This window comes from Pseudomonas sp. G5001 (genome assembly GCF_013385475.1).
Classification (GTDB): domain Bacteria; phylum Pseudomonadota; class Gammaproteobacteria; order Pseudomonadales; family Pseudomonadaceae; genus Aquipseudomonas.
Genome location: NZ_JACAPZ010000007.1, coordinates 224,211 through 237,740, shown reverse-complemented (window position 1 = coordinate 237,740; position 13,530 = coordinate 224,211). Strand labels below are relative to the sequence as shown.

General features: G+C 61.3%; 13 protein-coding genes. 5 read left to right on the top strand and 8 right to left on the bottom strand.

Features of this window, described 5'->3' with window-relative positions; genetic code table 11:
• The first annotated feature begins 117 nt into the window (after window positions 1-117).
• The 5 genes from ureE to HX805_RS06950 all read left to right on the top strand — a co-directional run bounded on the left by ureE (window position 118) and on the right by HX805_RS06950 (window position 3,837).
• Window positions 118-618, top strand: a complete 501-nt coding sequence (gene ureE / locus HX805_RS06970) for an urease accessory protein UreE (protein WP_177080381.1) — start codon at window positions 118-120, stop codon at window positions 616-618.
• Complete coding sequence (locus HX805_RS06965; RefSeq protein ID WP_102604261.1) at window positions 615-1,289, top strand: urease accessory protein UreF; 675 nt, start codon at window positions 615-617, stop codon at window positions 1,287-1,289. Before ureE ends, HX805_RS06965 begins: the two co-directional genes overlap by 4 nt.
• Window positions 1,290-1,312: 23 nt before the next feature.
• Window positions 1,313-1,927: an urease accessory protein UreG gene (gene ureG / locus HX805_RS06960; protein ID WP_003217431.1), complete on the top strand. Its 615-nt coding sequence runs from the start codon at window positions 1,313-1,315 to the stop codon at window positions 1,925-1,927.
• Window positions 1,928-1,951: 24 nt separating this feature from the next.
• Window positions 1,952-2,524: a HupE/UreJ family protein gene (locus HX805_RS06955; protein ID WP_087692463.1), complete on the top strand. Its 573-nt coding sequence runs from the start codon at window positions 1,952-1,954 to the stop codon at window positions 2,522-2,524.
• 182 nt (window positions 2,525-2,706) lie between these two features.
• The gene (locus HX805_RS06950; RefSeq protein ID WP_177080382.1) at window positions 2,707-3,837 is read left to right on the top strand and encodes an AGE family epimerase/isomerase; all 1,131 of its coding nucleotides are present in this window, start codon (window positions 2,707-2,709) and stop codon (window positions 3,835-3,837) included.
• Here the strand turns inward: HX805_RS06950 and HX805_RS06945 are convergent.
• From HX805_RS06945 to HX805_RS06910, 8 genes are all read right to left on the bottom strand, one after another.
• Window positions 3,809-4,714, bottom strand: a complete 906-nt coding sequence (locus HX805_RS06945) for a cation diffusion facilitator family transporter (RefSeq protein WP_177116713.1) — start codon at window positions 4,712-4,714, stop codon at window positions 3,809-3,811. The two genes, HX805_RS06950 and HX805_RS06945, sit on opposite strands and share 29 nt — an antisense overlap.
• A 223-nt stretch (window positions 4,715-4,937) precedes the next feature.
• Window positions 4,938-5,705 carry an SDR family oxidoreductase gene (locus HX805_RS06940; RefSeq protein WP_003217437.1) on the bottom strand — a complete coding sequence of 256 codons (768 nt, stop codon included), beginning with the start codon at window positions 5,703-5,705 and terminating at the stop codon, window positions 4,938-4,940.
• An 824-nt stretch (window positions 5,706-6,529) separates the two neighbouring features.
• On the bottom strand, window positions 6,530-7,246 hold the full coding sequence (locus HX805_RS06935) for an ABC transporter ATP-binding protein (protein WP_003217439.1): 717 nt from the start codon (window positions 7,244-7,246) through the stop codon (window positions 6,530-6,532).
• A complete protein-coding gene (locus tag HX805_RS06930; RefSeq protein ID WP_003217442.1) occupies window positions 7,243-8,118 on the bottom strand; it encodes an ABC transporter ATP-binding protein in 876 nt (291 codons plus the stop codon). Before HX805_RS06930 ends, HX805_RS06935 begins: the two co-directional genes overlap by 4 nt.
• On the bottom strand, window positions 8,115-9,392 hold the full coding sequence (gene livM / locus HX805_RS06925; RefSeq protein WP_003217445.1) for a high-affinity branched-chain amino acid ABC transporter permease LivM: 1,278 nt from the start codon (window positions 9,390-9,392) through the stop codon (window positions 8,115-8,117). The genes HX805_RS06930 and livM overlap by 4 nt, the downstream gene beginning before the upstream one ends.
• A 2-nt stretch (window positions 9,393-9,394) precedes the next feature.
• Window positions 9,395-10,309, bottom strand: a complete 915-nt coding sequence (locus HX805_RS06920) for a branched-chain amino acid ABC transporter permease (protein ID WP_003217447.1) — start codon at window positions 10,307-10,309, stop codon at window positions 9,395-9,397.
• Window positions 10,310-10,562: 253 nt separating this feature from the next.
• Window positions 10,563-11,699, bottom strand: a complete 1,137-nt coding sequence (locus tag HX805_RS06915) for a branched-chain amino acid ABC transporter substrate-binding protein (protein ID WP_003217449.1) — start codon at window positions 11,697-11,699, stop codon at window positions 10,563-10,565.
• Between the two features lie 376 nt (window positions 11,700-12,075).
• Complete coding sequence (locus HX805_RS06910; protein WP_087692468.1) at window positions 12,076-13,359, bottom strand: FAD-binding oxidoreductase; 1,284 nt, start codon at window positions 13,357-13,359, stop codon at window positions 12,076-12,078.
• Between the last annotated feature and the right edge of the window lie 171 nt (window positions 13,360-13,530).

The window sequence follows — 13,530 nt, the reverse complement described above, 5'->3', positions numbered from 1 at the left end:
AATTTCCTGCGCCATCAGGTGGCACAAGTCGCCTGCCTACAGGGAATTCCTACTCCCCGCGTGGTTGGCAAGACCCTTGCTCTAGCTTGCTTATCGCTCATAGCTGGAAGCTTTCTGATGCTGGTGATCCACCGCCGAATCGCCCCCCAACCCGTCTGGGCCGCAGAGTTGCTGCTGAATTTCGAAGCCCGCAGCAAAAGCCGCCTGCGCTGTTTCAGTGCCGACGGAGAAGACGTCGGCCTGTTTCTGGAGCGCGGCCAACCGCCGCTGCACGATGGCGAATTCCTACAGGCTGAAGACGGACGTTTCGTACGCGTGTGCGCCCGGCCTGAACAACTGCTGCACGTCACCTGCGGCAATGCCTTTGAACTGACCCGCGCCGCCTATCACCTGGGCAACCGCCACGTGGCGCTGCAAGTGGGTGACGGTTGGCTGCGCCTGCTCGATGACTACGTGCTCAAGGCCATGCTCGATCAGTTGGGCGCGACGACCGAGACCATCGAGGCCCCCTTCCAGCCGGAACACGGCGCCTATGGCGGCGGCCACCACCACTCCCGCCATGGCGACGAAGACTTCAACTACCCGCCCAAGCTGCACCAGTTCGGCGTACGCCTATGAACCCAGCCTGGGCGCTGTTGCGTCTGGCCAGTCCGCAGCTGCCGATTGGTGGCTACAGCTATTCCCAGGGCCTGGAAATGGCCGTGGAGCAAGCCCGCGTGACCGACCCGGCAAGTGCCGGGCGCTGGATCAGCGATCAACTGTTGCTCAACCTGGCGCGCTTCGAAGCGCCACTGCTGCTCGCCCACTGCCAGGCCGCGGCCGAACAGGACTGGTCGCGCCTCGCGCAGTTGTGTGAGGAACACCGCGCCAGCCGTGAAACCCGCGAGCTGTATCAGGAAAGCCGGCAGATGGGCTATTCCCTGCACCAGCTATTGAACGGTTTACCGGAGCTGGATGACGCCGCCCGAGAATTCCTGGCACAGCGCTCCGAACCGCACCTGGCCCTGGGCTGGGCCCTGGCCGCCCGCGCCTGGCAGATCAGCCCGGATGACGCCCTGGCCGCCTGGCTGTGGAGTTGGCTGGAAAACCAATTGGCGGTGCTGATGAAGACGCTGCCTCTGGGCCAACAAGCCGCCCAGCGCCTGACCAGCGAACTGCTGCCGCTGCTGCAACAAGCCCAGCAGGACGCCAGCCAGCTTGACCCCAATCACTACGGCAGCGCCGCGTTTGGCCTGTCCCTGGCGTGCATGGCCCATGAGCGCCAGTACAGCCGCCTGTTCCGTTCCTAGGGCACTTTATCTTGGAGAATCACATGAACACCCAACCCCTGCGCGTCGGCATCGGCGGCCCGGTCGGCTCCGGCAAGACCGCCCTGACCCTGGCCCTGTGCCTGGCCCTGCGTGATCGCTACAACCTGGCGGTGGTCACCAACGATATCTACACCCGCGAAGACGCCGACTTCCTGGTGCGCAACCAGGCCCTGGCGCCCGAGCGCATCATCGGTGTGGAAACCGGCGGCTGCCCCCACACCGCGATTCGCGAAGACGCCTCGATCAACCTCGAAGCGGTCGACCAACTCAACCGTCGCTTTCCCGGTCTGGACCTGATCCTGGTGGAATCCGGCGGCGACAACCTGTCGGCCACCTTCAGCCCGGAACTGTCGGACCTGACCATCTACGTGATCGATGTGTCGGCCGGCGACAAGCTGCCGCGCAAAGGCGGGCCGGGAATCTGCAAATCCGACCTGCTGGTGATCAACAAGATCGATCTGGCGCCGCTGGTAGGCGCATCCCTGGAACTGATGAACAGCGATACCCAGCGCATGCGCGGCGGTAAACCTTTCGTCTTCAGCAATCAGAAAACCGGCGTCGGCCTGGAAGAAATCGTCGCCTTCATCGAACGCCAGGGCTTGCTGACCGCAGCCTGATCAACCCCCACAAGGAGCCTGTCCATGCGCCTCAATACACTTCTCGCTGCCGCAGCCTTGCTGCTCACTCCCGCCCTCGCCTTCGCCCACCCCGGGCATGGCGACAACGGCCTGGTGGCCGGTATCAGCCACCCGCTGGGCGGCATCGACCACTTGCTGGCAATGGTCGCCGTGGGCCTGTGGGCCGCTCAACAAAAAGGCTCGGCGCGCTGGGCGCTGCCGTGCACGTTTGTCGGCACCATGCTGATCGGCGGGATGCTGGGCTTTGAAGGGCTGGAACTGCCGGCGCTGGAAAGCGGGATTGCCGCGTCGGTGCTGGCGCTGGGCCTGGCGGTAGCGCTGGCGGTGCGGCCGCCGTTGTTCGTGGCGGTGGCGGCGACGGCGCTGTTTGCACTGTTCCATGGCGTGGCCCATGGTTTGGAGCTGCCGGACATGTCCAGCCCGTGGGCGTATGCCATAGGGTTTGTGGGTGCGACGGCGGTTTTGCATGCTGCCGGTTATGCCGTGGTGCGTTTCCTGCCGGCGGCGGCTGCGCCGTTGGTGCGGGTGGCGGGTGCGGCTTCGGCGGCGACTGGGGTTTGGTTGCTCGCTGCCTGATTTTCGGTGCTCCTGAGGGCCCCTTCGCGAGCAAGCCCGCTCCCACAGTCGACTGCATTCCAACAATGGAACTCGATCGAATGTGGGAGCGGGCTTGCTCGCGAAGGCGGCAGTAAAGACAACACCGATCCCAAGCCTGATACCATGTCGCGCAAACACCCCTGCCGTGACGACGCCAGCCGATGCCCATCGCTCCAAGCTCCGCCCTCAAGCCTCAATTGACCGCCGTGTTGACGCACTTCCACGACCTGATCGTGCCGCTCTGGCAAGGCCCGGGCTGGAATGCCGACCTGGCGCTGCCCTATGAGGCCCTGGACGCCGATCATCGGCCTTTGCCCCCGCAACGCTATCGCGCCATGGCCTGCGCACGGCAGTTGTACCTGTTTGCCAGCCTGATCGGTGAACCCGGCGCAGCCTTTGCCGAGGAGCGCGCCGCCGCGTTGTTCCGTTCCCTGCAACGGCACTTCCACGACGCCGAGCACGGCGGCTGGTTCTACAGCATCGACGCCCACGGCAAGCCGCTGGATAAGCGCAAGGACCTCTACACCCACGCCTTCATCATCTTCGCCTGCGCCCACTATTGGGCCAAGGTACGTGAATCGCTGGTGGAATCGGTACTCGACGCCGCCCTGGAAGTGGTCGCCGAACGCTTCGCCACCGGCGACGGCCTGTACGAAGCGGTGCTTGAACGTAACTGGTCGTCCCTCAAGTCTGGCCCTCTGCAAAACCCGCTGATGCACCTTGCCGAAGGTTTCCTCGCCACGTTGGCCGTGCGGGAGGACGCCGTCACCCAAGACGCGTTGCTGGACCTGGCCAACGCCATGCAGAAGCGCTTCATCGACCGCCAACACGGGGTGATGATGGAAAAACCGCTGGGCGCTGTGGATAACTGGTTTGAACCGGGGCATCAGTTCGAATGGTTCTTCCTGCTGGAATCTTCGGATTTGCTGCGGGGCACACCGCTGCACACATCACTGAGCAAAGCGTTCACCTATGCCGAGCAAAAGGGTGTGGATAACCTGACCGGTGCGGTCAGCGGCATGCTCGCCCTGGACGGCAGCGTGCGCGACGGCACCCAGCGCATCTGGGCCCAGGCCGAATACCTGCGGGCGCTGACCTTGCGGCCCGACAGTGAAGCCGTGCTGCAACGCCAATTGCTGGCGCTGCAACAACGCTTCCTGCATGACAAAGGCTGGAATGAGTGCCTGGATGCCAGGGGCCACGTGAGCCGGCGGGACATGCCGTCGACCACGCCTTACCACTTGGCGACGTGCTACCTGGGCCTTACGCAATCCATTTGCGGTCCCCGGTAAAACTGATCGTCAGCCAGCGGGCCGCATCCGGCTTGCCCAACCCTGTGGATATTTCTTCGCGCAGCCCGTCCAGGGTGGCGACGTTATCCACCGGGTAATCCGCCGGCAGCACCACATGAATCTCGATAAACCGCGCCCGCCCGTGCTTCTGCACGTAGGACACGTAATCATCGAAACCATGCCTGGCCTGGGCCGCCTCCATCACTTCGCGCACTTTGCCGTCCAGTTGGTCCGGCACAATCCCCAACACGTCGCGTAGCGCCGGGCGCAGGATCTTGAAGGCCGGCGCCAGCATGCTCAACGCCAGCAGGATCAGGATCAACGGGTCCACATACACCGCCCACTGCCCATAGCCCTGGGACTTGAGCAACAGCGCCGCCAGGAAGCTCACCAGCAGCCCCACCGACAGCATCGCGTCCACCAACCAACTGATGTTGTCGAACTGGATCAGCGACGACTTGAGCGTGCGATTGCGGTAACGCACGTAGAAGAAATAGGCGAACTCGACGACGGTAAACACCGCCGCATAGATGATCACCAGACCCAACTCGATATCGCGCCCGCCATTGATAATGCCGAACACGCCGTTGAGAAACGCGTAGATGGCGATCAACAGCAGGAAACTGCCCTCGATCAGCAGCACCATGGGCTCCAGGTGCCAGTAGCCGAACTGGAAACGTTCGTTGCTTTTCTTGGCGATCAGCTTGGCCGTGATCAGCATCAGCACCTTGATGGCGGTGGCGATCAGCGAGAAAAAGCCGTCGAATAAAATCGATTGGGCGCCCGACACCACCCCTGTGATAATCCCGGCGATCGCCACGGCAAACATCAGGATGGTCGATTGTTTGAGCAGCGACTGCTCACCTCGGTTACTCACATATCCTCCTGTCAAAACCTTTGAACCGCACAGCGCGGCGGGGTTTTCAGGGGTGGAGTGTACCTTATGTCCTGTTTTGGCCGATTTGCCGCATATTCAAGCCTGACAAAACCCTGTGGCGAGGGAGCTTGCTCCCGCTGGGCGGCGAAGCCGCCCCAAAAAAGCCAGGGCCGCTTCGCAGCCCAGCGGGAGCAAGCTCCCTCGCCACAACAGCTCGACGAACTTAGGCCTTGGCGCCACGCTCAATCGCAAACCCGGCCCAGGTCTGGCTCACTGGCATCAGCTCCAGGCGGTTGATGTTCACGTGTGCCGGGGTGTTAAGCACCCAGAAGATCGTATCCGCAATGTCCTGCGGCTGGATCGGCTCGGCACCGGCATAAGTCGCGTCATAACGCGCCTGGTCACCGGCAAAGCGCACCAGCGAGAACTCACTCTCACACAGGCCCGGCTCGATGTTGGTCACGCGCACGCCGGTGCCCTGCAGGTCGCAACGCAGGTTCAGCGAGAACTGTTTGACGAAGGCCTTGGTGCCGCCATACACGTGGCTGCCCGGGTACGGGTAGCTGCCGGCAATGGAACCGAGGTTGATGATGCCGGCGCCACGGCCGTGGGCGATCAAGCGCGGCAACAGCAGGCTGGTAGTGGTCAGCAGGCCCTTGATGTTGGTGTCGACCATGGTTTCCCAATCGTCGAGGCTGCACTTCGGCGCAGGGTCGGTGCCCACCGCCAGGCCGGCGTTGTTGATCAGCCCGCGCAGCGTGGCAAAGGACGGCGGCAGGTTGGCGATCGCCTCTTCCATGGCCTTGCGGTCACGCACGTCCACCACCAGGCCGAGCACTTCGGTCTGCTTGGAAAGCTCGGCGCACAGGGCGTTCAAGCGCTCTGCGCGGCGGCCGGTGAGCACCAGTTTCCAGCCGGCTTCGGCAAAACGGCGGGCACAGGCTTCGCCAAAACCGGAGGTCGCGCCAGTAATAAACAGCGTATTGGACATGGTGTTCTCCTTGCGGGGCTACGAGGTAAAAAATCAGCCAGCAGAATGCCCGGCTACCGGGCTGGCGGCAACTGATACACGCTGTGGACACAGGTGAATGCCGCTCATGCTGTACGAAATTCAACCAATCGCCCGAAAGCCATACAGGCCGTGGCGTGCAGCCATGTGCGCGCACCTTATCCACAGCCCCGTCCACAGTCTTTGGGGGCAAGTACAAAAGCTGAAAGCCGCGCTACACAAGGCTTTCAGCGCGATTCAAAAAGTTTTTTGCTTGACCTTGCGCAGCCCCTATGTAGCCCGGTTCAAAACGGTGCAACCAGGACGATGGCTCCAGGCCAGTCATTCCGGCCTCTGCGGCACTCTTTCCAGAGTTTAGTCACAGACTTATCCACAGGCCGTAGTGACATATTCCGGTCATATACCTGTGTCTTTAAACAGGTTGACAAACCCCTCGGGTGGTCACGAAAAATTCACTGATCAATAAACAACCACCACGCTGCAAGCCACGAAAACAAAGGCCTCCAGCCAGCTACTCCCACGTTACCCACAGCCGGTTCCACAGTGCCTGGGGACAAGTCAAAACTGTGACAAAACAGGGATTTGCGGCGGCTATATGTCGCGCTTTGGCAGGTGCCCGGATTTGTTGTCCACAATTTCAGGAAAGCCTGCAGGCGACGCAAAAAAATGTGGGAGCGGGCTTTGTGTGGGAGCGGGCTTGCTCGCGAAAGCGGCGTATCAGTCAATGCACATGTGACTGACCCACCGTCTTCGCGAGCAAGCCCGCTCCCACACAAGCCCGCTCCCACATTGGACCTGCGAACGACTTAATGCCCGCCGAGGTAGGCGTTACGCACCTCCTCATTCACCAGCAGCTCCTTGCCGGTGCCGGTAAGGCGAATCTCGCCGTTGACCATCACGTACGCCCGGTCCGACAGCCGCAACGCATGGTTGGCGTTCTGCTCCACCAGGAAGATGGTCATGCCGGTAGACGCCAGCTCCCGCAGCGTGGAAAAGATCTGCTTCACCACGATCGGCGCCAGCCCCAGGCTCGGCTCGTCCAGCAGCAACAGCTTGGGCCGGCTCATCAGTGCGCGGGCGATGGCAAGCATCTGCTGTTCACCACCGGACATGGTCATCGCCCGCTGGTTGCGCCGCTCCTTGAGACGCGGGAATAGCTCGAACATGCGCTGCATGTCTTCGGTGGCGAACTTGTCGCCAATCGGGATGGTGCCCATCAGCAGGTTTTCCTCGACGGTCATGTCGGGGAACACCCGCCGCCCTTCCGGCGACTGCGCGATGCCGTTGGAGGCGATGTAGTGGGACGACTTGTGGGTAATGTCGACGCCGCGGTAGATGATCTGCCCGGACTCGGCCCGTGGCTGGCCAAAGATCGACATCAGCAGCGTGGATTTACCCGCGCCGTTGGAGCCGATCAGGCTCACGGTTTCGCCTTCGTTGATGTGCAGCGAAACTTTCTTCAGGGCCTGGATCGGGCCGTAGAACACGTCCAGGTCTTTCAGTTCGAGGATTGGCTCACTCATACCAGTTCCTCTTCGTCAGCGCCCAGATAAGCCGCGATCACCTTCGGATCATTGCGGATCGCTTCCGGCCCGCCCTCGGCAATCACGTTGCCGTGGTCCAGCACCACGATGTGGTCGGAAATACTCATCACCATGCCCATGTCGTGTTCGATCAGCACCACCGTCAGGTCGTGCTCGTCCCGCAGCAGGCGAATCATCGCGCTGAGGGCTTCGGTTTCCTGGGGGTTGAGGCCGGCGGCCGGTTCGTCGAGGCAAATGATCTGCGGCCGGGTGCACATGGCACGGGCGATTTCCAGGCGGCGCTGCTGGCCGTAGGACAGCTCGCCGGCCAGGCGGTTGGCGCAGTCCACCAGGTCCACCACTTCCAGCCAGTAGAACGCATGGTCGAGGGCATCGCTTTCAGCCTTGCGGTAGCCCTTGGTATTGAGGATGCCCGCGAGCATGTTGCGGTTGACCCACATGTGCTGGGCCACCAGCAGGTTCTCCACCACCGACATTTCCTTGAACAGGCGAATGTTCTGGAAGGTGCGCGCCAAACCCGCCCGGTTCACCAGGTGAGTGCCGCCGAACATCTTGTAGAACACCCGGCTGACGAAGCTTTTCGGCGAGACAAAGTCGGTGGCCTTGAAGCGCTCGCCCAGCAGTTGGATCACGTTGGTCTGCTTGCCGCGCACATTGAGTTCGATCTTGCCGCCGGAGGCTTTGTAGAAACCGGTCAGGCAGTTGAACACGGTGGTCTTGCCGGCACCGTTGGGACCGATCAGGGCGAAGATCGAGTTGCGCTTGACCTTGAGACTTACGTCGCTCAAGGCCTTGATGCCACCAAAGTGCATCATCAGGTGTTCCACGGAAAGAACGACTTCCTTGCTCATGGCGCCACTCCTTTACGCGGGACAACACCGGTACGGCTGATACGAATCAGCCCTCGTGGTCGCCAGATCATCATCACCACCATCAACACGCCGAAGAGCAGCACGCGGTACTCGGAGAAGCTGCGCAGCAGCTCCGGCGCCACCGTCAGCACGAACGCGGCAATCACCACGCCGACGGTCGAGCCCATGCCGCCCAATACCACGATGGCGAGGATCAGCGCCGACTCGAAGAAGGTGAACGACGACGGGTTGACGAAGCCCTGGTAGCTGGCGAAAAACACCCCGGCCAGACCGGCAGTGGACGCGCCGATGGTGAACGCCGAGAGCTTCACCAGCACGTGGTTGAGGCCCATGGAACGGCAGGCGATTTCGTCTTCGCGCAAGGCTTCCCACGCGCGCCCCACCGGCATGCGGGTCAGGCGGTGCTTGATGTACAGCACCAGCAGCACCACCAGGAACAGCACGATGTAGATGAACAGGAATTTGATGTTGGGGTTGTAGTCGATGCCGAAGAACTCGTGGAACGGCACCCCGCCATCCTTCGCCTTGCGCACGAACTCCAGGCCGAAAAACGTTGGCGACGGCACCGGCATGCCGTTCGGGCCACCGGTAAACGACAGCCAGTTATTCAGCACCAGGCGGATGATTTCACCGAAGCCCAGGGTCACGATCGCCAGGTAATCGCCGTGCATTCGCAGCACCGGAAACCCGAGTATGCACCCCGCCAGCGCCGCACAAATCGCCGCCAGCGGCAGCACCGACCAGAAGCCCAGGCCGAGGTACTGGTAACCCAGCGCCAGGCCATAGGCGCCGATGGCGTAGAACGCCACGTAACCCAGGTCGAGCAGCCCGGCCAGGCCGACCACGATGTTCAGGCCAAGGCCCAGCAACACGTAGATCAACCCGAGGATCACCACGGTCAGCAGGTATTTGTTGGCGAAGAACGGGAACACGATGGCAATCACGATCAACGCCGGGATGATCCAGCGCAGGCGCGACTTGTAGTCCGGCTTGAGTACATGCACACCGGAGCCGGTACTTTCAAACCCCTGCAGAATCCGCAGGCCCCTTGGGGTTTGCAGGAACAGGCTCATGGCGAACCGGCCGACCATCACGATGGCCACCAGGATGCCGACACGCGCCGGTTGCAGGTTGAAGCTGTAGCCGTCGAGGACCACGCCGACGATCGGACCGAACACGATCAGCGAAATCAGCCCGGCGAGTACCGCATCGACGACACTTTTCTTGATATCGATAGAGTAGGCAGCAGACATAGTTATACCTTCGCCACGAGTGGGCGACCGAGCAGGCCCTGGGGACGGAAAATAAGGATCACCACCAGCAGGGAGAAACTGAACACGTCTTTGTAGTCAGAGTTGATCAACCCCGAGAACAGCGACTCGGAAATACCCAGGATGATCCCGCCCAGCATGGCCCCAGGCAGGGAGCCGATGCCGCCGAGTACCGCTGCGGTAAATGCCTTGATGCCGATGATGAAGCCGGCATAGAAGTCGAACGTGCCGTAGTTCAGGGTGATCAGCACACCGGCCAGCGCGGCCATGGCGGCACCAATCACGAATACGTAGGAGATGACCCGGTCGGTGTTGATACCGAGGATCGACGCCATCTTGCGGTCTTGCTGGGTAGCGCGGCACATGCGGCCGAGCTTGGTGTACTTGATGATGTAGGTCAGCAGGCCCATGCCGACGAACGCGGCCACCAGGATGAACACCTTGGTGTAGGTCAATTGCACGAAGCCGGTGCCGATATCGACTCTCCAGGCGCCGGCCAGCAGCGTCGGGATGCCTTGTTGCTTGGCGCCCTGGGCGATCTGCGCGTAGTTCTGCAGGATCAGCGAAATACCGATGGCGCTGATCAGCGGTGCCAGTCGGGTGGAGTTGCGCAGCGGTTTGTAGGCGACACGCTCGATGACCCAGCCGTAGACGCCGGTGACGACGACGGTGAAGATCAGGGTGCCAAGGATGAGCAGCGGGAAGGATTCGATGCCGAAGTAAGCCAGCAGTGCCAGACTGATCGCCGCGAGGTAAGCGGAAATCATATAAACCTCGCCATGGGCGAAGTTGATCATGCCAATGATGCCATAGACCATTGTGTAGCCGATGGCGATCAAGCCATAGACCGACCCGAGGGTCAGCCCATTGACCAGTTGCTGCAGGAAAATACCATCCATAACGCAATCTCACGCAGTGAGAGCCTGCACACCTGTGGGTGTGCGGATCTTCTAGGAGGAAAAGACAGACACAAAAGGGGCTGGCAACCAAGTCCCCGTGTAGGAGCTGGCGTGTGTGGGCGCCGGGCTTGCCCGCGATAGCGACACCTCGGAATGTCAGTCAACCCGAGGTGACGCTATCGCAGGCAAGCCAGCCCCCACAAAAGCCCGGTTCCCACAGGGTCAAGTGGCGTCTAACCCATCGCGCTAACTATTACTTCTGCTTTTCCAGCTGGTGATACTTGCCGTCCTTGTCCCACTGGTAAACCACATAGTCGGAGATTTTCAGGTCGCCCTTGGCGTCCCAGTTCTTCTCGCCCATGACGGTTTTGACCGGGTGGGATTTCAGCCATTTGGCTGCGTCTTCGCCCTTGTCGGACTTGGCGCCATTGAAACCGGCGGCCAGGGCCTGGATCGAGGCGTAGGCGTACAGGGTGTAGCCTTCAGGCTCGGTGCCATTTTTGCGGAACTCTTCCACCACGGTCTTGCTGTCTGGCAGCAGGCGTGGGTCGGCGCCGAAGGTCATGTACACGCCATCCACGTACTGTGCACCACCGGCGGTGGCCACCAGTTCGTCGGTCACCACGCCGTCATCGGACATGAACTTGACGTCTTTCAGGCCGGCTTCACGAATCTGCCGAACCAGTGGGCCGGCTTCCGGGTGCAGGCCGCCGAAGTACACGACGTCAGCACCGGTGGAGCGGATCTTGGTGACCAGGGCGCTGAAATCTTTCTCGCCACGGGTCAGGCCTTCTTCCAGCACCGGCTTCACGCCGCGCTTGGTCAACTGCGCCGCAGTGGCGTCGGCCAGGCCTTTGCCGTAGGTGTCCTTGTCGTTGATAACGGCAACTTTCTTGCCCTTGAGCACGTCGACGATGTAGTCGCCGGCCACGATGCCTTGCTGATCGTCACGACCACACATGCGGAACACGGCCGACAGGCCACGCTCGGTAACCTGCGGGTTGGTGGAGCCCGGGGTGATCATGATCACGCCCGCATCGGCATACACCTCGGAGGCAGGGATAGTGTTCGACGAGCAGAAGTGCCCGACCACGCCAATCACTTTGTCCTGGTCAACCAGGCGGTTGGCCACGGCCACGGCCTGCTTGGGTTCGCAGGCGTCATCGCCGGCCACCAGCTTGATCTGCTCGCCGTTGATGCCGCCGGCCTTGTTGATGACATCGGCTGCCGCCTGGGCACCTTTCATGTACTGCTCACCAAATGCCGCGTTGGCGCCGGTCATCGGCCCCGCTACGCCAATCTTCACATCAGCTTGAGCAAACGCAGAAACACCCAGCGCCGCAGCAACGGCGAGGGCTAGAAAACCTTTCTTGTAAAACGTCTGGGACATGAGTGGTGCTCCGAGGTTTTTGTTGAATTGGCACTGCAGCTTCACTTCAAAAACTTTCGGAGAAAGCCCAGAGCAAGCGTCGTGCCATTACGTTTTTATTATTCAAAAAGACACGGTGTCATTGTTATTGCAGGTTTTTGGGCGCCTTTTGATTGGACGTGCAACCGTCTATCTCAACCAGGTGCAACCATTGGACCTATAAAGTGCAACCCGACCAATCAAGCACTGCAACCCGGCCACTAAACGGCCACCCTTAAACATGTAACAGCGTGCGTAACGGAAGTGCACATTTACAGTGCGTTACTGCTACGACTCGCACCAATACAGATTAGTAGCCGGCTAAGAAAATGCAGGCTTCTGAGGGGTATTTCGTTGATCAGATCACGATCCGCAGGCATTGGCCCGCGTGATACAGCGAGAATCCCGCCTCGTACAAACAGCTGCGCAGGCCCACACCGGCCAACGGCTGCATCGGCGCAAAGGGGATCGGCAGTGCCTGTGGATCCTGGTGACACAGATAATCCGCGAAGGCTTTGCCCACGACACTGCCGGTCGTCACCCCGCGCCCGTTGTAACCGGTGACCGCCACCAGCCCGGGCGCCGGCTCGAACAGGCGCATCAAGTGGTCCGGGGTGAACGCGATGCAGCCGGTCCAGGTGCACTCCCACTGCACCGGTTTGAGGTACGGGAAGTAGTGCTGTTGCACCCGATCGGCCCAGGCCTTGAGGAACCACGCGGGTTTCTGGTTGCCGTTGCCCAGGCTGCCGAGCAGCAGGCGGCCTTCGGCGTCGCGGCGGATACTGCTGAGTACCTGGCGAGTGTCCCAGGAGCCTTGGCCGCCCGGAAGGATTTGTTGGGCGGCGTCGTCGGTCAGAGGGGCCGACGCCACCTGATAGTAATAACCGGGGAAGAAGTTGCGGCGCAGTTCGGTCCACTCGCCTTCGGTGTAGGCGTTCGAAGCGATCACCACCTGTTCAGCCTGCACCGAGCCTTGGGCAGTCTGCACTGACCAGTGCTGGCCCTGGCGTTCCAGTTGGGTGACTGGGGAGTGATCGAACAACTGTCCGCCGAGCCCGACGGCGGCATTGGCCAAACCACTGGTGTAGGCCATCGGGTTCAAGGTGCCGGCCCGCCGGTCGAGCAAGGCGGCAGCAATCTTTTTGGTACCGGTGGCTTGTTCGCATGCAGCGCCGGTCAACAGCTCCACCGGTGCACCGCGACGCTTCCACTGTTCCTCACGACTGCGCAAATCCGCCTCGCCACGGGCGTTGTGCGCCATGTGCAAGGTGCCCTCGCGACGCAGTTGGCAGTCGATGTTGTATTTGTCGATCAGGCTGAACACCAGGGACGGTGCCGCGCCGAGCATGCGGTTGAGCTGGCTGCCCACCGCGGTACCAAAACCGGCTTCGATCTCGTCCGGGGGAATCCACATCCCTGCATTGACCAGCCCTACGTTGCGCCCCGAACCACCGTGGCCGGTGCGATGGGCCTCGAGTACGGCGACACTTTTTCCTTGTTCCAGCAAGTGTATGGCTGCCGACAAACCGGTGATGCCGGCGCCGATCACGCACACATCCACTTTTACCTCGCCCTTGAGCGCGGCACGATCCGGCCGGCCAGGAGTGAGTTGTTCCCACAAACATGCTTCGCGTAATGCCATTGCCAGACTCCGATGAGACCTAACAAACCACTTTTCCGAATTGTAAATACGGTCAAATGTGGGAGCGGGCTTGCTCGCGAAAGCGGTGCGACAGTCACCTTATATATCGACTGATACACCGCCTTCGCGAGCAAGCCCGCTCCCACATTGACCTCACTCCGACTTGAGGTA

Excerpts from the sequence above, each read along its gene's own strand:
- ureE (WP_177080381.1), top strand. The coding sequence starts at position 118 with ATGCTGGTGATCCACCGCCGAATCGCCCCCCAACCCGTCTGGGCCGCA.
- HX805_RS06965 (WP_102604261.1), top strand. The coding sequence starts at position 615 with ATGAACCCAGCCTGGGCGCTGTTGCGTCTGGCCAGTCCGCAGCTGCCG.
- ureG (WP_003217431.1), top strand. The coding sequence starts at position 1,313 with ATGAACACCCAACCCCTGCGCGTCGGCATCGGCGGCCCGGTCGGCTCC.
- HX805_RS06955 (WP_087692463.1), top strand. The coding sequence starts at position 1,952 with ATGCGCCTCAATACACTTCTCGCTGCCGCAGCCTTGCTGCTCACTCCC.
- HX805_RS06950 (WP_177080382.1), top strand. The coding sequence starts at position 2,707 with ATGCCCATCGCTCCAAGCTCCGCCCTCAAGCCTCAATTGACCGCCGTG.
- HX805_RS06940 (WP_003217437.1), bottom strand. The coding sequence starts at position 5,705 with ATGTCCAATACGCTGTTTATTACTGGCGCGACCTCCGGTTTTGGCGAA.
- HX805_RS06935 (WP_003217439.1), bottom strand. The coding sequence starts at position 7,246 with ATGAGTGAGCCAATCCTCGAACTGAAAGACCTGGACGTGTTCTACGGC.
- HX805_RS06930 (WP_003217442.1), bottom strand. The coding sequence starts at position 8,118 with ATGAGCAAGGAAGTCGTTCTTTCCGTGGAACACCTGATGATGCACTTT.
- livM (WP_003217445.1), bottom strand. The coding sequence starts at position 9,392 with ATGTCTGCTGCCTACTCTATCGATATCAAGAAAAGTGTCGTCGATGCG.
- HX805_RS06920 (WP_003217447.1), bottom strand. The coding sequence starts at position 10,309 with ATGGATGGTATTTTCCTGCAGCAACTGGTCAATGGGCTGACCCTCGGG.
- HX805_RS06915 (WP_003217449.1), bottom strand. The coding sequence starts at position 11,699 with ATGTCCCAGACGTTTTACAAGAAAGGTTTTCTAGCCCTCGCCGTTGCT.
- HX805_RS06910 (WP_087692468.1), bottom strand. The coding sequence starts at position 13,359 with ATGGCATTACGCGAAGCATGTTTGTGGGAACAACTCACTCCTGGCCGG.